Below are 21,444 nucleotides of genomic sequence, written 5' to 3'. Positions count from 1 at the left end.
ACATGAACTCACCCATTGATCGCAGCATCCAAAACGGAAATCGCCCTTCGATCAAACTCGTAATAGTCACTCATGAAAACCTTGAGATGAGAGTAACGGGACTGCACGTACTCCAGTGTCTCCAGCTGAACCGGGTTGAAGTGATCTGGGGCGTGGTTCCATAGAGGATGACCGATCACGACAGCGGCACCGCTGCCTCCTTCGTCGAAGACGACTATCGGGATTCCATTTGGACCAGAGTCGTCTATGAAGAGACCTTCGCCGATGTGACCGACAACAGCATTAAGTTCGCCGGTCCGAACTGTCCACCGCTCCAGCTTCAGCGGGTGACCGGAGGCGATGTCAAGCATATCCAAGGCCAGACGCCAGTCCAGTGCGCCGTGCAGCCGCTGATTATCCCAGGCCCGGAGACAATCAGGGCAGGAACTACCGCAGCTCACATGCTCGATCGACTCATAGGCCTTGGACAGCTCCGTCCTCGTCTCGTGAAGAAGACGTGAGAAATTCTGCTCTGTCCCGATCTCAACGGCATAACCGGCGCCATTGTCGAGAGCGTCGGCTAGAAACACGCGTGCAACGGGATCCAAGCCTGAACTGAAATACTCAAGACCTGCTTGCAACTCGCTAGGATCAATATCTAACAGATGCTGAGCTCCCTTCCGCAAGACCTCGGCGAGAGACCAATATGCGGCCCTGGCGGCTGGAATTTGCGCATCGTTCAAGAAGAGCCGGCCGGAGTCAGTAGGAGCGCGGACGATGTCAACGGTCAAAGCGTCGGTAGTGTGGACTTCTCCGATCGCACAAGGCCCCAAGTCCTGCCCAGTCGTAGGCATCGCCTTCCATCCTTTAGGATAGAGCGCCGAGTCGGACGCTACCACCGTTTTATCATCCTGCCGCAGGAGTCGGAAGAGACGACCCCTATTGTCGTTATACTGGAGTACGCGGCCCCTTTCGAATACGCGCACATCTACCGCTCCGATTTGTATTAGCGACGTTTCCATCTGCGCGGCCGCAAAGGTCGGCAGGCTTCTCGAAGCAGGGCGCGGCTCATCCAACTGAAACTCTGCGGCCTTGTAGGTGGTTCTGAAGCCAAGTGGCTCGTACATCGAAAAGCTCTCGATGGCACCGCCACACGAGGAACAGACACCGGAAACCTTTTGATCTACGAAGGTTGTTACGCATTGCCGACAACGGGCAACGGCATGCTTGGCGCCGAGCGGATCAGCCGCGAGCCATCGGCCCTTTTCGCGGGTGTAGTGGGCGAATCCGGCAGCCGTGTGAACGACGCGATCTCTCACCGTCGACGAGCCAGGAGAATACGAAGTAAGGGACAGCGCCAATGGACGGTCTGAAACAACTGCTTCTTCCAGGTCGCGCCCAGGTTGCTTGTAGAAAAGTTTCCGGACGCGAGTGGGGAAGCCGTACATCGGCAGCACCCCCGCCAACGCTAGTAAGAGGCTCAACTCTTCGTAACCGCCGAGCTCCGGAACTTTCAAGACGTCATCGATCTGCCCGATCAGGTCCTTCCGAGCCCAACTTTCTAGCTCATCCACCTCGTCCCTACCCAGACCGGTCTTCTGCGCAAGCAGTACAACCACTTGCCGCACCTGCCCCGATTCACGGAGCCAGTCTCCCACGTACGACCTACGCGCTGGCCACTCGCCTTTTCTGCCAAAGCTTCCGTGAAGCGACTCAGGCGACCACTCGGGACGCCCAGGCATCTCCAGAAAGGCTCGCCGAAGGACCTCCGCCGCGATGACCCTTTGAACAATGCGCAAACGTCTCATATCGAGGAAGGGTTGCGGAGGAAGATCGCCCGTCATGCGACTCGCATTGATAAAGTAATATTCGTCATGGGCACTCGGCCTACATGCCGTTATGGCAAACGAGAACGGCTGGCCGGCACGTCCCGCCCGACCCACTCTCTGCTGATAGTTAAATCGCTGGGGCGGCATATTTGCCATCAACGTCGCGTTCAGGGCGCCAATGTCGACTCCAACTTCCATGGTAGTCGTGACGCTAAGGACGTCGAGCGCACAAGTAAGCGGGTTCTCCTGGGGTTCTGGCAGGTTCACGCCCCTGAACCACCGCTGTCGTTTCCTCTGTTCCTCTGCAGGCTTCGTCTGAGCTGTCAATTCGGCAACTGCAATACGTCGCACTGACTGATCTGACAGCCAGTCTTGGTACTCCGGGCCTACATTCCGCCAAAGTCGACGCATGAGCATTACTGAACTGCAGCCCTTATTGGCGCAAACCCCTGCAGACGGGTGAGCATGGCGAAAGCCGCACTGTTGACACTCCCAGAAATCATCGTCGCAGGGACCAAATTTCAAAGGAATATCCGACTTATCTGTTCGAAGAATCCACTCCTCGACCAGACCACTGTCGCGAAGCGCGATATAAACCGCATTCACCAGCTGATCCGCTGCGACACCATGAACCCTAGCCACTCGTTCCAGATATCGTTTGATGCTGGAAGGCGTACCTCCACTGGAGAGCTGGGATCTGAATGACTGGTCATAGTAGGCATCGAGGCCAAGAATCCGTACGCAACTTGCAATGCACTCAGCGACAACGTTGTTCGCGAGTGCCACACCGTGCAGCTCCTGCACTGGCGTCAAGATTCTGGCAAGTCCTGCCGACTCGACGTCCCTTCGTCCCGAATCGAAAATTGTTCGGCACATCTCTTCCGACAATTTTCTTCGGATCAGGTCCCGTCCTAGACTGATTTCTGTCAGGCTTTCTTGTACCCACATACCGGGCTGAGGAGGATCGTAGTATTTATACCAATCGGCTCCGAGACTCATCAGGGAACTGAAACCGGCTCCGGCCGGACTTACGCCCAGTTCGACCATTTGCCGTTCCGCATTAGTTCTTAGATCGCTCCAATTGATGCCTTGACGATCACTATGCCGGACCGATGCGAGCAATTCCTCGTCTTCGGGGTCGGCGATTCCCTGCGAGAGCTTCATCACAGCTAAGAGAAGGGCCGGGTCCTTAGTGAGGGCAGCGGATACCGTCGCCAGCTGGGACGCATTGAGTTGAGCCTTGTCGCTGACGAAGATCTCGAGCAAGGAGATCAGGTCAAACTGAGCCCCCTCATCGAGTCCTCGCCGCAACACCTGGACCAGAATGTCGTGGTACTGACGTACGGCCAACGCCGCCGCCGTCCGCGCTGCGGAGTCTCTGTTATCGGTGAATACAATTGTCTTGTAATCTGACGGCTTTTCTCCCAATGAACGTGAGAGCTGGCGAAGATACACAGAGACCGCTTGCGATGCCGACGTAGCGTGGCCATGGAGTGGCGACGATATATGACCCGCAACGAATGAAGCCGTCTGCTGCCGACCGGAGTGACCGCATCTCGGGCAGCGCCCAGGCAGGGCCGGCAACTCGTGCGCCAGAACTCCCTTGGATCCAGCTTGGACGACCCATGCGTTGGAACCCTCGGCGGCGGCAATTTCTAGCTGGCCCGTAGAAGACAGCACCGCGGGTTGCCAGGACATTTCGACCTCGCCGTGGCTCCACGTCGTCTTTCCGAGAGGAGCCTCCTCTGTGCGACATGGCCAGACCCAACGATAATCACGTCTCTGGCGGCTACTGACGAGACTGGCGGTGTCGACGGAAACCCCAGCGGGGGTCGAACTCAAGACCTCCATCCCGTCGGATCCTTGAGTGAGAAAGTAGCCGCCAAGGCTGGCGTCGCCACATTCTTGGCAGTAGATCAGTTCTAAGACTCGTGCGCCGCAGGATTCGCAGACAGAGGCAGGAACAGCGAATAGACGTCCGACGTTTCGATGCTCATCGCGGTGTGCCGGAGATACACCGGAGCAGTCAATGTTTGAACAGGCCCACAGGCCAGGCAAGACTCGTGCGAACATGTGACCACGAAGAGGGATTCCACCATTCACGCCATCACGAGCAATTGCTGAAAAGACTCTGTCCAGGCCCAGGAGACCCTCGTCTCGCTCCCCGAACAATCTGCGCGCTAGCTCTGTCAGGTACTGTGCGCGATATCGTCCTTCGTCGGGCTGATAGCAAGCGGCTGCTACAGCTTCCGAGAGTTCACTGGAGGACATGGAGATCCGCGGAGCTGGATCGACGACCTGTTGGCGGTCCAGTGGCAGGACTGCGCGGATCTGACGTGGTTGACCTGCCGATATCCCAAAGCTCTCTCGAGGAACCGAAAAAAACTCCTCAAGATATTCGCGCCCCTCTTTCGAGTCATTCAGAGAAGCGCTAGCGGCGATGATCCTTAGCTGAGGACTGCCCTCACCGAGGCCTAGTCTATCTAGTAATCTCCGGATCAACAGAGCGGTCTCGCTACCTGCAGCACCTCTGTATGAATGAAGCTCGTCAACAACGAGAGTAAAAGTATTCTCCGCTGACTCATCCAGCCATGACCGAGTTCGCGCAAAGATGTCATTCTCAAATTCGCGCATAAGCACCGCGTTCAACATGGCAAAGTTTGAAATGAGGATATCTGGCGGTGATTGCACAATGTCCCAGCGACAGACCATTTCATGATTCGTTGGGTCGGCAAACAGCGCGAGATCAGCTTCTGAAGCCTTGCCCGAGTCGGCCAGCTGTCGGAATTCGTGAGCGAGGGATTGTATCTCGGTGGCAGCAGCCTTCACCGACGCATCTCCAGACGAAGGGATCCGATTGCGGCCTATGGTTGCGCTCGTATACCTCCCGAACCACAGGCGGGCTTGTGGCAACGACTGCTCTATTCGGCGGAAGGCCTGTCGCAGGCGAGACAGCTGGTCCTCGACGAGTGCATTGGTGGGGTAGAGGATGAGGGCTCGAAGAGCGGCTGGTCGACCTTCACCGCTCCTTAGAGGAGTCCACGTCTTAACGTCTGCACCTTCCCACCACTGAACGGGCAGAGGCTGCTTTTCCCAGCCCCGAGCCTCCTCTACAAGACGGAGAAGGATCGGCAGCAGGAACGCTTCCGTCTTACCGGAGCCAGTTCCCGAGGTGACCACGACATGCTTAGGAGGTCGACTCGCACTGCCAGCGTTCCAACCTATTGCCTCAGCCTGATGTCGCCGGATGCCTGGGCGCTCCGCTCCGAACTGACGGAATAGGGCATCGCCCACCACTCGCGCGGTCTCGGCAGAATAGCCAGCCGCTGATGCGACCTCTCCGAGATCATCTGTCAACGGATATGGCAGGACGGGCTCGACCAAGGGCTCCGCAAAGATTCTTCCATCTGCTGACAATAGTTCGAGTCGTTCTTCACGGAGACCGGGCGAACGTAGGCGGTAGTTGGAGTTGACGTACCGCAAGAGGGCTTCCTTCAGATCGGCCGCGAGCGTTAGGGGCGTGGGTTTATTCACGACATGACCTTTCCAATGAGCAAGCCTGCTACTTCAGCTGATATATTCGGGTATGCGAGCGATGCCGACTTTGCCTCAAACTGAGGCAGTTCCCCGCTGCACATAATTGCAGACCGAGCGAAAAGCCCTGGGAGTTCGCACCCGGCTGGCACTCTTAGCAACTCACTGTCCGGATCGTAACGAACTATTGGCCTAGCCGCACTCATGGCAGCCAAATGCTTTGCGAGTTCAGGAAGCACCCGCCGGGCAGTTCCATTGGAGGCGTCCTCCCGACTCCGAAATAGATAAGTATCCTTAAAGCGATTTGAGATCTTATACGCGCCCGGTAACGTCGTATGCGATATCGGACGCCATTGAGCGCTTCCCAAATCGAAAAAGAGAGCTTCTGCGACAGACGGCATGGGCACGGCCACGACTCCCTTGAGTACTTCGGACAGCCGCGGCAGGACCATAGCGAGCGTGAGCCCTGCGGACGGTGCCACCTCTACGTTATGCCCCTCGAATATCTCCCCCGCGTCGATCGGGGAAACTCCGCCAACGACTGCCAAGGACGCGGAGCCTAAGGGCGTAGCCCGAACCCATCCTCCGGCTGCCTCAACGTCATCGAGCACGGACCCTCTCAGGTCTCGAGACCAGTGACCTGTGAGAATCCAGCCTCCGTCGGGTAGTTCGGCTGCACAGGTGGGCGCAGTCTCCCAGCTGATTGGTCGAAGCTCGCGATCACGTTCGACTTCGATAACGGACAGTCCGTCCAGAGAAGTAAGCGCATGTCGAACAAAAAAAGCAGAGTCCTCCACTTGCCTTGCGAGGAAGCGGAAATCGCTATATGTCCCTCGGCCGAGACAAGTTACAGCTTCGATCAAATCAGGCCATGAAGACAGTGCCGTTGTCGGCGGCAGTTGACCTTTCCGCACGCTCTGCCTATTTTCAACTTCCTTGGACTTCCGCGGCCAAGTCGGATAACGTTTGCTGATATGACATTCGCTGCATGTTCCATACATCCATGGATGCCTCGGCCGCTTATCGAAAGTCGGCAATTGCATTTTGTGCTTGCCGGTTATCAAGCAGGAGTTTGAATCGATAGCTGGAACCCGCAACATCTTCTGTTCAGCCATAGGCACCCTGGTGCCAACCCAATCCGGAACGCGGGGAACCGAGACTTCACCGACCTCGCAGCTTTCGCCAGAGCACACGATGCCATCAACAATCAGGTCTCGTACCGCTGCGAACGGCACAGCTGTCAATGGCCAAAGACGATCCTCAGCATCGTGACAAAGAGAAGCAAAATCGGGGAGGGTCGCATCGCGGGGCGAATCAGATGATCGGACACGAACCTTAAGTTCCTGAAGCACGCTGTTGCCCCGACGTAGCGACAGGACGATATCTTCGCCCTCCTCACTCACAAGTAAAGGCACGGACGCAGGGGGAACAACTTCACGCGCCAGCCAGCGCTCCTCGGCCTGAAGCGTCTCAGGATTCGTAGAGATGCGACGAGATCTACTGGCGTCTCACCCTCTGCCGTTACCACCACGTGCATCCCGCGCCCGGCCACCCACTTGGGAATCCTTCCCGGCAGCCTCAGACCGCCTTGAATGGCAAGCTGCGTACTCATCCGCGGCTCAAGGCAAGAAAGATCCCGGTGCCGCTGAATCTCGTCGCTGCGAGGCGCTCGGAGCAACTGAACGTCTGAGAAAAGGGCCCATCCAACTGGCAAGTCGTAGCCCGGGCCATCGATTCGCTTGAATCCAGGAGCGGCAGCATCCTTGAGAATGGCCTCGGCTGCGGCTACAAGGTCCCCCTCGTCCTTCACGAGGAGTCTGCTCCCCAGTGAAGGAACGATACGGTCAATCTCGATATAGCTGCCCGTGGCCGCGTCCTGGCCAAAGACCACGACTCGCTTTGGAGAACGTTGAGCACGAGATCCGTCTGCCCACTCGATGATCACTTCGCCTTCAAGCAGACTATCGGGCGCTATCTCTGCCGGAGTCCTCAAGTCAGCCAGGCCCGAAGAGAAGGGGGAAACATCAACGGTTGCAGTCTCATTTCCCGCAAGCTTGATCCTGGCGTCGCCAGCCACACCTCTCACCTGCTTAACCGCGAGGCCGAGCGCATAACTTCGTTTTAGAGCCTTGCGGCGTTCCCTCACTGTGAGGAAGCAACGTCCTTGGGCAGCGCCAGTTTTAGCGTCCGGACCCCGACCCGCAATGATGCCGCCACCATCCCATGCAAGCAGCTCAGCTATGGCAGCGTCCGCAATCTTCGGCCGCGTCTCCTCCGACGCCCACATCTTTCGGAAGGCGGCATTGGGGGCGGCCGAAGGGGAATGAATCCAGTTCTCGATTGCGTCGCGCATCTCCTCATGGGAGACCGGGACGCCCACAACGAAACCCTGATCGACAAACATCGAATGCATGTGGCGACGCTCGGTGTCGCGAATCAGGGCCTGCGAAATCGGCAGACCCACGTATCGGTGAGTCAGGGCATGAGCGCTCGGTAGACCATAGGCTCCGTCCAGATCCTCCAACCACAGGCTGAGCGCTTCCCAATACGTCTCGGAAGTGGCACGAAAGCTGGCCCTGATTCTCGTTGAATCCGGTACCGGGATCCGGAGGAGCCTCTCCAGTTGCGCGTAATAGCCCGCCTCGGTCTTAACGGTTCCGGGATCACGAGCGCCCATTCGCTCCGCCGCCATCGAGAAGATCATGAGCAGCCCAATAACGGGCGGCAACGGAGTCCTCTCGCCTTCGCGGACAGCCTTCCTTCGACGACGGGCCCATTGGGTAGTCATCTGATCGAAGTTGGCGAAGGTTGCCCTGTGCGACCCCCTCAGATTCAGCAGGGAGCGGACGCTTGAGCCCAGCGAATCGCCTGCCTCGTCTTCGGCAACGCCCACTCGGCGGCAAGCTTCTCTGAAGGCATCAGCATCGGAATCAAGGTAGACGAGCTCGCCCTCTGCATGAGGTCCGAAGAACGCCTCACCGATCGCGCGGTTCCAATCTGCATATTCGACAACACCCGACATTGGGTCTTCCCCCCATCCGACGCCCGCTCTCGGCCAGCGCCTCAAACGAAGCATCTGCGAGACAAGATATAGCCTTCTGCCGACAAAACTGCGGCTCCCGAAGCCGGGGTTGCGGGGCTGTACGGCGCGAAGGTGCGTGGACTGTCGGGGCTCGAGGCGCTCGCCGAGGTGCAGAGGGTGCTGCCGGATGCCCGGCCGAACCGGGCCTTTATCGCGGTCCTGCGGGGTACGACGGCCCAACCGTAGTTTCCGTTGGCCTACGTCCACCAGTTCGGGGACACCATCAGCTTTCTCATGGCTTCCACGGCCAAATGTTGCCCGCTTGTTCCACGCTTGTCGAAACCGAATCCCCGCTCTGCTGCCGAGTGCAAAACCCGTGTGAAGGGGGACTGGACCGAGCATGGCGTGGTTTGCCGTCGCCAGGACCTGCGCGGCCTGGCGGTGGTTGGCCTCCGGTGGTGGCCCCAGCCGAAATGACGGTCATCAGTGCGGCAATCATCACCGCGACAACACTCCTGAGCTTCCTCATTTTGATCCCCCGGTCCTTAGATGCGAGCATCACCCCTTTCTTGGACGAACAACAGCGGAGCCAGGACCATGGACGAAGCATCGACAGTCATCAAAGCCCTACTGCGAACACTCGCGACCTGGGAGGGTCATGACGTGTTGGTCCACGAAGTGTGGGCCGACTCGCCCTCCAGCGCGTGCGTCGTGTTTGAACACACCAACGGCGTTTTTGGGCCTACCGGGTACCGAGTAGCCTTTCCTCCGTACGCCGTTGAGGGAGAACCCAGGTCTACTGGCGAAGCTTGGGCCCTCGGTCTCTTAGAGCCGCTTGGCAACCTAACTAACCAGATTCGGCGTGACCAATTTGGAATAGCGTGGACGGTAGGGATCGGCCCAAAGGAACCGCTACCAATACCGCCGACGTGGCGGCCGACAAAATAGCGAAATGATTCACCCGCACCACGAACCGAGCTAGAAGAGCGAGTCCCCGCTTTCTGGACCGGGCCCTGCCCCACGACGGGCAAAGCTCAGGGCAATCCTCGAAGGCCTCACCGTCCACGGCCCGCGCTGATGGTCGTGGACCATCCCGCCACGATCGGTGACCTGCCCGTCGCCGTCGCCGAGGCCCTGCCCCGGTCGGAATGGCCTACCTTGTCGTCGCTCACTGTCAGCGTTAGCGCTTCTTGCAGTGTCGCTAACTCCTGCTACGGCAGCCTCGGCGAAGAGCCAAGACCTTGCCTCTGGCGCGACAATTGCTGAGCCCACTCCTGAACAACGAGCAGTAGCCATATCGAGACTGGACAAGGCAAGGACCCCTCGATCCTGTCGGGTTCGCAAAGTGGATGAGAATGCTCACGGGCTACCGCAGTCCCCGTCTACGTGGGCCGCCTCTGGGAGTGATATGCCAACAGTAGCGTGGAGTGTGAAGTCTGGGAGTTCTTCGGCCCTTGGACTGCGGTGGGCTGCTTTCTCGCACTTGCACTGGGCGGGATGGTGATCGACTTTAATATGAGCTGCTAATCAAGAAGGAACGAGACTGACGTGGAGCCGAGAAAGTCACCGCGAGCATATTGGTTAGGTATCTCCCTGGTTTATGGAGTATCGCTAAGTGTTCTCGCCCTGACACCGGGCTTATGGCCTTTGGTGTTCGTGCCAGGGGCCATCCTCTTCCTTGTTCTTCAAGCCGCCTATTACGGGCAAATCCACTGGAAAATACAGAGCACCTTCGCAACGGCGGCGCCAGGCGTAGGTGCTCTCGCTATGACGGGCGGCGCGATCGCGATCCTGCTGCGCGGTTCGGACGCGATGTACTGGGCTGGCCCTCTGTTGAGCGTCGTGGGGTTTGCCGTCATGTTCTTGTTCTTGAACAAGTTTGGCCGGTTCTACTCAGGCTCCCCGCCGAGATGAGGGCGGAGGCTCAACAAGGCAGATCATCTCCTTCCACTCTCAGCCTGAAATTGTGGACGAACAGGGGCGAGATGTCTCGGAGTGCAGCTTGTGACAACGACAATCGCGTCAGCTGAGCGGCCAAAGGTGGAGCCGACTGGCGGGACCGCACTCTGGCCTATAGCTCGTCCGGCTGCACCTTTTATCGGTGATCGAAGCGATCAGACCGGCGCCTGCGGGCTCTCGAACGCCGCCGAGCCTCGGCGTCAGCGAAGTTTGATCGCCCGGATCGCGCCAACTGTCAAAACTACAATCGCGGCGGCTATGCCGAGGCTGGTCGACATCATCGGAATGATATCGACGACGGTTAGTCTCCCAGACTCGGCGATTGCGGTGGAACCGAGATTAAGCGCGCGTGTGTTGATCGCCTGCGGAAGCACGTAGCCGAGCGGGCGGAGTGCGCTGGAGGTGACTGAGGCGACGCCGATGACGCAGCCAAGCAGGCAAAGCGCGACCGGCGCCGCGAAGGACTTCGCCAGCAGGGACAGCAGAGACTGCACCGCTATAAGAGGAAGTGCAGCCACGATCGCGATGAGGCTAACCAGCGCGAACTGCCAAGGGAAGCCGCCGTCGAGCCGGAGCATGAACAGCCCGGAGACGGCCGTTCCGACGATGAGTACCACCTGCATAAGAGCAACAGGCACGAGGATCGCGGCAAGTTTGGCAAGCACGAGCCGAATCGACTTTTCAGTGCTGGTGAGCAGAAGATTCCAGTTCGTGCCGCGATGTTCGATCCTCCAGACGGCAGCCGCTAGCAGGCTTATGCCCATCGAGTAAAAAAGCAGGCCGTAGAACAGGACGACTTGAGATGTGAACGAGGACCAGCCCGCATCGAGGGTTTCCGTGTTGTTGGCAAGGTTGATGGTTCCCGTCACCACGGCGAGCAATGGAAGGACGACGGCGATGATCCAAGTGCTGGAGCGCTTGAGCTTAGTGAATTCTGCTCGGAACACGTGAGTTACCTCTCGGCGCGGTCGAGGTGGCGAGTGGCCAAGGTGAAGGCCGACCCGACAAGGACGAAGAATCCAAGGATCCAGCCGTAAGGAGGACTCACGTAGGTGACCTCTCCACCGTTCTGGCCTGCATGCGAGATCACCGCGTAATAGCCCCAAGGGATGAGCCTGCTGAGCTCAGACGGTATGAGCAATGCGAACACAGCCAGGAACGCGCCGAGCATGCCGACGCCGACGCTAATCAGTTGGTTCTCGACGCGCGCCGCCAACCAGATGTACAGCGCGCAGAAGGCAACATTGACCAGATAAAGCAGCGCGGTGTATAGAGCCCATGGAGCTGGGTCGACGCGGACGGTGATTCCTGCGAGCGTGCCGGCGCCCAGAACGAGCAGCGACTGCACACCGGTTGCGGGCAGGAGAAGCAAAGCGAGTGCTGCGAGTTTTGCCCAGCAGAGCCGACTAGGCGAATGTCCCGCCGTAGCAGAGAGCGTCCAGCCTGCACCGGAATGCTCGATATCGGTCTGCCTGCTGGCCAGGACTGCAGTGAGGATCGGAGAAGTCATCGCCGCGATCATGGTGTAACTGAGCAGCAGCGCGGCCCAGGGGCGGGCTGAAGAGTCATTCAGTGTCGCATGCGCTCCACGGGAGAACAGCGAGGCCGAGCTGAGGGCAGCCACCGCCACGACGAGCACGATCAGGAGGGGGAGCGTGCGAAGCCTGTGCATCTTCCGGAATTCCAGAAGCACCCCGCGCGTCACAGCAGACCTCCTCGTCCGGTGAGGTCCATGAACACGTCTTCCAAGCTCTGCTGGGCGCGGCGGACTCCGTAAATGGGCACATCTGCTGTCGCAAGCCGCTTGACTAAATGGGCGGCGGCGTCTCTCTCAATGCCGCTGAGCCGGATCCCCTCGGGCACTACTGTTGCACCCTCCACGTGTCCGAGCGCGACATCGGGCGCGGACGTCTCGATGATCAGGTCTGGAATCGATTGATTGAACAGCCGTTCTCGAGTGCCCTGGAAGATCATCCTGCCGTTCGCGAGGATGCCCAGGACGCTGGCCATCTTGTCGATCTCGTCGAGCAGATGGCTGGAGACCATCACCGTAATGCCCTGCCCTGCCAGCTCGATCAGCAGGGTGCGGATCTCTTCGATACCGGCAGGGTCTAGGCCGTTCGTTGGCTCGTCGAGCACGAGCAGGGAGGGGTCGCGGGCAAGGGCCATTGCAATGCCGAGACGCTGCTTCATCCCTAGGGAGTAGTTCCGGACGAGCTTGTCCTTATGCTCGGTCAGACGGACCGTGGCCAGCGCCCGTTCGATCTGTCTGTCGACTAGGCCCAGCATGTCCCCGACGATGCGCATGTTCTCTGCGCCGGTGAGATGCCCATAGCCAGGTGGCTCCTCTATCATCGACCCGATGGAGGGCAGGATCTCCGCTCGCGAGACAGGCGTGAGAGGCCGTCCGAACAGCTCGATCTCGCCCTTTGTCGGCCGTGTGAGGCCGAGGAGCATCTTCATGGTCGTCGACTTCCCTGATCCATTTGGGCCGAGGAAGCCATAGACCGTTCCTTGCGGCACGAGCAGGTCCAGCCCATCGACAACGGTGTGCTCTTTGAAGCGTTTCGTCAGATCCATTGTCGCGATGACATTGTTCATCGAAGTCTCGTTTCGCACGGCGGCAACATGCTTCTCATAATGCCCACGTGACGCAAAGCGCGAATCGCGCTCAGGACTGAACTTCAGCTCCTACCTTCGCAGGAGGCAGCGTAGCGGCCCGCGCTCGTCATACGTCTGGAGTTCTCCCATCAACCTCACCGTCGGGACCCCTGTCTGCCAGTCCTTGCCGGTGGGCCCAGACCACCAGTTGGACACGGTCCCGGGCACCTAGCTTGGACAGGATGTGTCCAACGTGAGTCTTGATGGTTACCTCGGCGACTCCGAACTCGCGGGCGATCTCCAGGTTGGATGCTCCTGAGACAAGGTGATCGAAAACCGCCATCTCTCGTTTCGTCAGGCCGCTCAAGGCGGAAGGATTCGACGCCGATGCGGCTGGGCGCTCAGTAAGTCTGGCGATTAGCCGACGGCTGGTGCTGACTGCAGCGGTGAACGTGCCGCAATGTGCGGAGCGGATGGCGCCAACCAGCTGGGCGGCTGTGCTGTCCTTCAGGATGAATCCGATCGCTCCGGCCTTGACAATGCGGATGGCGTAGGCGTCGGCGTCGTAGGTGGTCAATCCGAGTACGCGGGTGCCCCGGCTGGCCCCTTCTGAGACGATGGTCCGTGTTGCTTCGATCCCATCGAGCACAGGCATGCGAATGTCCATGAGTACGACGTCGGGATGCAGCTCACGCGCCCGTGCGATCGCCTCCTTGCCGTCCGCGGCGACTCCGACCGTGGTCATGTCCGGCTGCGAGTTGACGATCCGAGTGAACCCATCGCGGACGAGAGACTGATCGTCCACCACGAGGACGGTGATCTGATGGGGCAGATTGATCATGCCGTCCGGCTGCTCTTCGGCCTCAACGGCCACGCTGCATTCACAGTGAAGTCGTAGCCTGCTTCTATCAGCACCCGTCCTCCGTAGAGCTCGCAACGACGGCGGATGCTTGCAAGGCCGCGATGCTCCTGCACAGGACGGTGCCGCGCGGGCTCGTCGAGGGGATTCGCGCTAGAGACCGAAAGTTCATCCATCGACCAGACCATCGCCAGGCGTACCGTTCTCTCGGCTCCATGCCGCAGCGCGTTCGTCAGCGACTCTTGAACGACCCGATAGACGGCGACGCCCATTCCAGGAGTGAGAGAGGAAGCCTTCCCTGTCTGAGTCAGATCGATTTTCAGTCCAGTTAGGGCGAAGCCCTCGATGAGGTCCTCGAGATCCTCGATGCCAGGGGTCGGGCGGGTTTTGGGCCCAGCGTCGGGAGAGAGCAAGCTTCGGACTTCTCGGAGTGCCGCCCGGCTGGTCGTGGAGATGCTAGCGAACAGCTCAGTAGTCTCCCGGTTCTGGGCGACAGTGCCGCCGCTTTCGGCCTGCACGACTATGGCAGTCAGCGTGTGGGCAAGGACGTCGTGCATATCGTCGCTAATACGTTCTCGCTCCTCGTAGGCAGCAAGCCGGGCGTTGGCCTCCGCATGGCGCTCGGCGAGTATCTGCCGCTGTTCAAGGTCGCGAAAGGCGCCTGCCTTGCGCCGTTCGAGATGGCCGAGGGCCCACGCGGCGATGATGCTGACCAAGACAAGAGCCACCGGTAGCACAATTGAGCGAAGGTCGCGGGCGCTGTCGCCGACAAGAGCCCTGCACGCGAGCAGTGCCACGAAGGCTCCGCCGAGAAACAGGCCCAAGTTGCGCAGTGGTTCCGAGGCATACGCAGCAACCGAGTAGACAGCCGTCAGAAGGACGAGGTCGCCGGGCATTAGCAGCGCTGCATCAGCAACGAAGTGAGCGCCTGAAATCACTGTGACAAGGACCGCGAACCCCCCAGGAGCGGATCTTCGCAGAATGAGGCACGCCGCCATCGCAGCGGACCACATCCAATCGGGCTGGCCCACCAAGCCCATCCCGGCACAGGCGAGGACGCTGCAGGCGGCGACGCGTGAATCAGTGCGTCGCCGTGTCCCCCCAGGCTGTGACATGGGTTCAGCGTAGTGGCGGAGGATCCCGCTCCGTGCAACTACAGGCTTCAGCTCAGTGCCCTCCTCCCAAGGTGGCAATACGAGTGGTGGAGGAGGCCGCGATCAAGGGGGGAGGGTCACGTCAAAGATCCCTATCAAGCATGATGTGGGCGCCGTCTCGCGTTCCTAGGCTGAGAGCGTCTCGAGGATCTCATATCGAGGAAAACGAGCAGATAGAAGCGGACTTTCACCGGCGTTACTTCCCCAACACTCACGAATCGTCGCCGAGACGAATCTTCTCCCGGGCCCCCACACGATGCGCGACCGCCCACGATTCTCAGAAAGGAGGAAAGAACATGGCCAACATCCTTGAACAGCAGGAACTCGGGGCAATCGTCAGCCCGCAATGGGACACCGATGCCCGCGCCACTGACGGCAGCACTCCGTCGCTACAGGCGCAGATCGACTCGGAGTTCGAACGGATCGCGAGCCCATACATGGCCAGCAGCGGCTGGATCTGTACGCTCACCATCGAGTGCGGCACGTTCATTTGTGCGTGCCGATAGCACCCTCGGCGGACGGTTCAGGTTTCGATGCCTGAGCCGTCCGCCGGTGTCTAGAAGGAGGGCTGGTCCCCGATGTTCTCACAGAACGAGATCGTCTCATTGGCCCAGGCAGCTTCTCTCCAGGAACGTGTTCCCGACGGCGATCTCGGTTCTGCTCATGATCCCTCGGCGGTAGATGCATGGAGGAACCGGGCCTTGCTCCAGGCAGAAGTGTTCGGCCGTTATTTGGATGAGCATTCAATGGGGGCAAAAGACCTAGGAGCTCTCCTCGCAGGCGTGCCTTGGACTCCACAGCACGGAGCGTTGGGCTGGATCGTAGACGTCCAACATTGGCTCCTGCCTCCGAGGCCCACCGCCCGCGGGTACACGCCCGGAAACGGAGGACTCGTCGTCGAAGGAACCCTTCTAAGCGGACTTCCTTTCCCTGGCTTGCTGGCCGATGTGGTCAGCAACCAAGGTAAACACCTCGACGGTTGGCCTTGGCTGAGCGACAGCGCGCGCGCCAGCCTCCTCGACGGGTTGGCCGGGCGGCTTGCGTCGATGTCACTGCGATGCATTCTCTCCGAGCTCGCGCACGAGTCGTCCCCCGGTTCGTATGACCGACTCAATGCGGCCCTATCAGAGCCGCTCAAGCGCATCGGCTTCTACACGAAGTACCCCGTCTTGGCCCGCGACCTGACCGTCTATCTGAAAAACTGGCGGACGAACGTTGGGCGAGTTCTCGACCGGCTCATCGACGACGAGGAGGAATTGGCTGACAATGGTCTCCTACCGCACGGCGCCGCCTCTCTGCAGGCCGTGGAGCTCGGCTCGGGCGATAGCCACGATGCAGGTCAGTCCGTGGCCGTCCTCCGATTCGCGCACCACCACCGACTGGTTTATAAGCCGCGCGACTGCAGCCCCTTCACCGTTTACCGTCGGCTCGTCGATGTCCTTAACGAAGCGCTCCCCTCGCTCGCTCGACTTTATGCTCCGTCCTCGCTGGCTCGCGACGGATACGGCTGGGTGGAGTTCATCGACCACGATGCCGCAGGGAAGCTAGACCCGAAGACGTATCTGCGTCGGCTGGGTTCGTTCCTTGCCATCGCCCATATCCTCGGAGCATCCGACCTGCACCTCGAGAACGTCATCGCTTCAGCCGCGGGGCCAGTGCCGATCGACATGGAGACACTGATCCAAAACAGAAGCCGAGCTGGCGCCGACGTGGTCGCAACCCGGAGGGCGATCGAACATTTGAATGCATCGGTGCTTGGAGCAGGAATTCTCCCTGTCCAGCTCACAGCCGGAGAGGCCACCAGCATCGACGTGAGCGTGGCCACGGGCGGGCTACAGCGCACCACCCAGTATGCGACTGTCCACCAGGTCGTCTTCCCTTTCACCGACGGCATGCGTATCGCTGCTGTCGAGATGCCGGTCGGTCGCGCCAAGAACCAACCTGGTGGAATGACCCTCGACCTCGTGCGCGAGCAACGCGCAGAAATCGGCGAGGGCTACAGGCAGGCCCACCTTTCAGTGATGGCGTCCATACCCCAGATCCAGTCGATTCTGGCGTCCGTGCCTGAGATGGAGTTGCGGCACATCATCCGCGCTACACGTTCATATTCGCTGTTACTGGTTGAGATGCGGCAGCCGAGCCGGCTCCGCAGCGGCATCGATCGCGACCACCTTCTGCGCAGCCTCTGGGCACACATCGACGAGCACCCTGGCGAGAGTTCTCTGGTCAGCGCAGAGGAAGAATCCCTGTGGCAACTTGACGTCCCGCTCTTCACCGCCCGCATGGATCAGCGCGGCCTGTTCGCCAGCGGACGCGAAGTGATCCCGGACTACTTCGAGAAGACCACGCTCCAAGATGCCGCCGAGCGGCTGAACTCCCTTGACCCAGAGCGAATGCGCGAGTCGCTGCGCCTCATTGACGAGTCGATCCTCGCCGCCGCACCACGAGCCGGCGAATCTGAGATGAGACGGGAGGATAGTCAGGCTCATATTGCACCAGAGAAGATAGGATCCGCGATCACCGCCCTGGCCCGCGAGCAGGCCAGGGTTCTACTCGAGTCCGCGATCCTCGGCGACCACGACGCGACATGGATAAGCGTCTGCAGCGGCAATGACAGCAGCGGACTTGAGTACCGACCGATTGGCCCGACGCTCTATGACGGACTCGCGGGAATCAGTTTTGCAGCGACACACGCGCACGGGCTCCTTCCAAATCTCGGCCTCGACGACCTCGCGCATCGGACGGCTCACGCCATTGCTTCGATCCTCGACGACTGGACCAAGGAGCGGCTAACGCTTCCCATCGGCGCGTACAGCGGCGCCGCAGGACTCCTCTACGCGCTCTCGCACTATGACGGGATCCTGAGCGGCAACCGCTACCAAGAGCTCCGCCTCAAAGCGATCACCCGCGTGGAACAAGCCGTCGATCAGGACACCTACTTCGACGTCATGGCCGGGGCTGCTGGCGCATGCGCCGTCATCGCTTCGATGCCCGAGGCCCACACTCCCCAAGGCCGCAGTGCCCTCCAGGCCGTCACTGCCCACCTGATCAGCCGCAGCGTGCTCCTCGACGACGACAGTCGTGTATGGCGGACCGGGGCGGCCAAAGCTCAGCTAGGAGGGTTCTCCCACGGGGCGACCGGCATCGGTTGGGCCTTAGCCCGGGCGGCCTCCGCCCTCGACGACGACAGGATCGCATCCGCCGCTATGGAGGCCCTCCGATTCGACGACGCGATGTTCCGTCCGTCCAAGCAAAGATGGCTTGACGCGCGACCCGAGTCGCTCATGGTGGGCGAGATGTTCCCTGCCCATTGGTGCCATGGCGCGGCGGGTATCGCAATGGCTCGCGCCTCCGCAGCCCCGCTTCTCGGAGCACCTGAACTCTTAGGCCTGGCCGTCATCGGCGCCCGGGAGGCGAGCCGAGATGAGCTTCCATCGGACGACTCCCTGTGCCACGGCAGCCTCGGCAATCTGATGGCCTCACAACCAGTTGCAGAATATGCGGGATCCAACATCTGCCTGGACGATTTCCGGAACCGGGTGATCAGCCGTATTCAAAGATCGCAGCCACGCAGCGGGCTCCCGCAGGGAATCACCACCGTCCGAGGTCTCATGCTCGGGACAGCCGGCTCACTGTATGGCCTATGCCATGCCCTGAACCCCGGCATCCCGAACGTCCTCCTTCTGGAGGGGCATACCAAGACGGTGGTCAGCGGCGCGGCTCTAGACACGGATGCCCACTCGAAGCAACCACTGATTTCCCCAGTCCCGCCACTTAAATTGGCCCCGCGGCCTCATGCGACTCCCCCGAAGACATAGCCCTCCCATCCAAAGTCGTCCACGATCTCCGGTGGCGACAAGTCGCCGATCTATAAGAACGGAAGCTGCGTGGGGTCATGTTCGCCGATTCGCCCACCACGCCGCCACGCCCTGTGATAAAAATGCATTGGATCTGCATATTTGGCTGGAAATCCCTGACCCGACGCTGGGGAGCGCCGGGCTCTATCAGCCATCCGAGGGGTCCAAACAGATGGGACGCACCTAAGCACATGGGGGGATCACGCCGTCGTGCCTGAAGAAATGATTAGCGACGTTGAAGGCATCACCCTTGAGGCCGAGCTCGTGGATGAGGAGGCAGCGCGGGACATCGCGCACGCCGTCAGCGGTCGTCGCTCGGTCGCTCGCAAATACGTCATGCGGGTTCGGCGCGGGCACCCCGACGCTACGCCAGCCGAGGTCATCAAGATACTGGAGCGCCATTATGGTGCCGCCATCAGCGCCGCAGGTGCCGTCATCAGCGCCAGTGTGATCGCGGCTGATGTCGCGATCGGAATGATCCCGGGTGTCGGTGCAGCGGCGGCGGGTGTGAAGAGCGCAGGCCGTCAAGCTGCGAAGAAGGCTGGCAAGGAAGCTGCAAAGAAGGCCGTGAAGGTTGCGGCCAAGGGAGTGGCGTTGGGAGCGGCCAAGACTGGTGCCCAGCGCATCGCTGGGCTCCTGCCTGCGGGTGACCAGCAACTGCAGTTCGAGATCACCGCGATCTTCGGACTAGCCATTGCCGATATTCATGGAATGGACCTCGATCAGGACCAGGCCCACGCTCTGGTCTATGGACTAACGAACGAACGCGTCAGCCAGCAGCAGATCGCGACTATGGCTACGGACCTCGCGAGCGTGTCTTCAGCAGGCGCAGTCGGCGTTGGCCAGAGCATTGTGACCGGTCGCGCGGACTGGTCACATTGGGCGAATACACTTGCAGACACGCTCCCCGGAGGGGCGGCGCAGAGTCTTGTGCGAACCATCCAGACAGGACAGTTGGACACGGTGCGCGAGAACCTAAGCGGGAAGCAACAGACCGCGATTGAATATGGGGTCGGAGCTCTGGCCGGAGGAGTCGCCCGGTTCGTGTTCGGCCGAGAGGTCATCGAGTCCGCCCGGGCTGCGTTTGCCGATGCCCCAGAAGTGTTCCCTCCGCATCTGGCCGTTCCACTGAAGGAAAAGCCAGGAGCCGACGATACCGAGGCTGAGCTGAACCCGGCTCTTGCTGCCTTGGAGGATGCGGCGAAGGCCACTGGAAACTGGATCGCCGATACCGCAAGCACTGTCAGCGGCGGCGTCGCCACGGGCGCCCTCGCAGTCGGCACAGGTGTCACGAGCGCAGCCGATACTGTGACGCGCCCCTTCCGGAGGGTCGACATCGACGGTGACGGAGTCCCCGATGAACCGCAGGCCCTCACGAAGGTCAAGGGGGTCGGCGGTGCCATCGCAGGTGCGGCAGACGCGGTTGGCGGAAGTGTTGTGGGCCTCTTCAAGTCGAAGAAGCGCGGCAAGAACGGAGAGCCGGCAGCGAGCGATATCGACGACGCCGCCGAGCTACAGCACGGCGACCCCAAGACCGTTTGACAGAGCATTTCCTAGCAGTTCGTAGTCGCGCTCTGACAATGTCCTCGATACCCGAACCTCATTCACTCCAATAGGAAGGGGCGGGAACTCCTTTGGATCTGCTAGCTGGAATCAGCCGCGATCAACTCCACATCTTCACTTGGATAGTTCCCGCCGCCTTCGCGCTGGCGGCCGGGCTTTGGCGCCCGCGCCAATTTCATTGGGCCGCGCTTGGCGCCGTCCTGCTCTTCGCAGCCCTGAATGCGGGGGCCGGGGTCTATGTTCTGAACCATTTCGCTGACTCACGCTGGACATCAGGGAGCGAGCCGCCGCTGAGCGCCCCATCGTTTTCCGGGACGCCTCTCATAGGTCAATACCTGAAGCCCCTAGACTCCGCTCTTAACAATCTGGTCGGCGGGGTGAACGAGTTCTTGGCCTTCAAACAAGCTCTTCCCACGGCGATGGATTTCCTTGCGGCCTCGGGCTGGGCCTTGCTGCTCGCTTTCCCGATTGCCGTTCTCGCAGCTATTATTAATTTCGCCGCTGCCAAGCGGAGAAGCGCAGACTTTGCAAGGTACAGTGCGACCGTTGAGGAGCTCAAAGAAGAGCTTGATCAGATCAAGCGGCAGATCTCGCCAAGAAACTCGCCGGACCCTGCGCTTCCTACGCAGAAAGAGCCCACCGATTTCGATCACCGCTAGCATCCATGGCGGCCTCATTCCGGCCAGTTGCTGGTCTTGGTGCTGGCGAGATTGGCCCGACAGTGGGTCCGGCACCCTGATCTTGGGGTCCACCGTCGTCGCCTTCCTCCGGCTCCGCAACTTGAACCGCACCGAAGCTCAAATGGCGGGGCAAAAGTGGCAGAGGCCGTGATCCTGTCAAAGGGAGGCTGGGGGTGACTCAAATCCGTCGTGCGACGAAGCGCGATGGGCGTCGAGGCGCGCTACTCGGCCGCGGCGAGCGCCGCCTCGAACTGCTTTCGTCCAGCCGCCCGGCCCAGTGAAGGGATGCGTCACGTCGCGGATCGCGCACAGCTGAATTCCGCCCGGAGGAGGGCCGACGACCACTTAAGATCGCCCGCGGCAGGACCACGACTCTCATAGACAATCCTCCTCGGATTCCGAGGCTT

12 protein-coding genes and 1 pseudogene are annotated in these 21,444 nt (G+C 60.4%); 5 read left to right on the top strand and 8 right to left on the bottom strand.

Annotated elements, in window-relative coordinates:
* Nucleotides 1-8 precede the first annotated feature (8 nt).
* The 3 genes and pseudogenes from LK10_RS22750 to LK10_RS17860 form a co-directional block, all read right to left on the bottom strand.
* Nucleotides 9-3,263 carry a DUF1998 domain-containing protein gene (locus LK10_RS22750; RefSeq protein WP_231567834.1) on the bottom strand — a complete coding sequence of 1,085 codons (3,255 nt, stop codon included), beginning with the start codon at nucleotides 3,261-3,263 and terminating at the stop codon, nucleotides 9-11.
* Nucleotides 3,264-4,742: 1,479 nt separating this feature from the next.
* Nucleotides 4,743-5,102 (bottom strand): annotated as a pseudogene (locus tag LK10_RS23090) (DEAD/DEAH box helicase); the annotation flags it as partial.
* 1,639 nt (nucleotides 5,103-6,741) lie between these two features.
* Nucleotides 6,742-8,364, bottom strand: a complete 1,623-nt coding sequence (locus tag LK10_RS17860) for a hypothetical protein (RefSeq protein ID WP_156144247.1) — start codon at nucleotides 8,362-8,364, stop codon at nucleotides 6,742-6,744.
* 1,767 nt (nucleotides 8,365-10,131) lie between these two features.
* Here LK10_RS17860 and LK10_RS22055 point away from each other — a divergent pair.
* On the top strand, nucleotides 10,132-10,278 hold the full coding sequence (locus LK10_RS22055; RefSeq protein WP_156144246.1) for a hypothetical protein: 147 nt from the start codon (nucleotides 10,132-10,134) through the stop codon (nucleotides 10,276-10,278).
* A 245-nt stretch (nucleotides 10,279-10,523) separates the two neighbouring features.
* Here the strand turns inward: LK10_RS22055 and LK10_RS17850 are convergent, their stop codons facing one another.
* The 5 genes from LK10_RS17850 to LK10_RS17830 all read right to left on the bottom strand — a co-directional run bounded on the left by LK10_RS17850 (nucleotide 10,524) and on the right by LK10_RS17830 (nucleotide 14,898).
* Nucleotides 10,524-11,270 (bottom strand): ABC transporter permease, encoded by a 747-nt coding sequence (locus LK10_RS17850; RefSeq protein WP_043126674.1) that lies wholly within the window; start codon nucleotides 11,268-11,270, stop codon nucleotides 10,524-10,526.
* A gap of 5 nt (nucleotides 11,271-11,275) precedes the next feature.
* Nucleotides 11,276-12,028: an ABC transporter permease gene (locus tag LK10_RS17845; protein WP_043126671.1), complete on the bottom strand. Its 753-nt coding sequence runs from the start codon at nucleotides 12,026-12,028 to the stop codon at nucleotides 11,276-11,278.
* The gene (locus LK10_RS17840; protein WP_231567833.1) at nucleotides 12,025-12,942 is read right to left on the bottom strand and encodes an ABC transporter ATP-binding protein; all 918 of its coding nucleotides are present in this window, start codon (nucleotides 12,940-12,942) and stop codon (nucleotides 12,025-12,027) included. Before LK10_RS17840 ends, LK10_RS17845 begins: the two co-directional genes overlap by 4 nt.
* A 109-nt stretch (nucleotides 12,943-13,051) precedes the next feature.
* The gene (locus LK10_RS17835) at nucleotides 13,052-13,765 is read right to left on the bottom strand and encodes a response regulator (protein ID WP_043126822.1); all 714 of its coding nucleotides are present in this window, start codon (nucleotides 13,763-13,765) and stop codon (nucleotides 13,052-13,054) included.
* Nucleotides 13,762-14,898, bottom strand: a complete 1,137-nt coding sequence (locus LK10_RS17830) for a DUF7134 domain-containing protein (RefSeq protein ID WP_081998658.1) — start codon at nucleotides 14,896-14,898, stop codon at nucleotides 13,762-13,764. Before LK10_RS17830 ends, LK10_RS17835 begins: the two co-directional genes overlap by 4 nt.
* 335 nt (nucleotides 14,899-15,233) lie before the next feature.
* Between LK10_RS17830 and LK10_RS17825 the strand changes: the two genes are divergently transcribed.
* The 4 genes from LK10_RS17825 (at nucleotide 15,234) to LK10_RS17810 (ending at nucleotide 21,016) form a co-directional block, all read left to right on the top strand.
* The gene (locus LK10_RS17825) at nucleotides 15,234-15,443 is read left to right on the top strand and encodes a hypothetical protein (RefSeq protein WP_043126667.1); all 210 of its coding nucleotides are present in this window, start codon (nucleotides 15,234-15,236) and stop codon (nucleotides 15,441-15,443) included.
* A gap of 72 nt (nucleotides 15,444-15,515) precedes the next feature.
* Nucleotides 15,516-18,755 carry a type 2 lanthipeptide synthetase LanM gene (gene lanM / locus LK10_RS17820; RefSeq protein WP_081998657.1) on the top strand — a complete coding sequence of 1,080 codons (3,240 nt, stop codon included), beginning with the start codon at nucleotides 15,516-15,518 and terminating at the stop codon, nucleotides 18,753-18,755.
* Between the two features lie 261 nt (nucleotides 18,756-19,016).
* Complete coding sequence (locus LK10_RS17815) at nucleotides 19,017-20,336, top strand: hypothetical protein (protein WP_231567832.1); 1,320 nt, start codon at nucleotides 19,017-19,019, stop codon at nucleotides 20,334-20,336.
* A gap of 92 nt (nucleotides 20,337-20,428) precedes the next feature.
* Nucleotides 20,429-21,016, top strand: a complete 588-nt coding sequence (locus LK10_RS17810; protein ID WP_052207535.1) for a hypothetical protein — start codon at nucleotides 20,429-20,431, stop codon at nucleotides 21,014-21,016.
* The last annotated feature ends 428 nt before the right edge of the window (nucleotides 21,017-21,444 follow it).

This window comes from Sinomonas humi (genome assembly GCF_000802235.1).
GTDB classification, from domain to species: domain Bacteria; phylum Actinomycetota; class Actinomycetes; order Actinomycetales; family Micrococcaceae; genus Sinomonas; species Sinomonas humi.
This window is presented reverse-complemented; position numbering and strand designations above follow the sequence as displayed.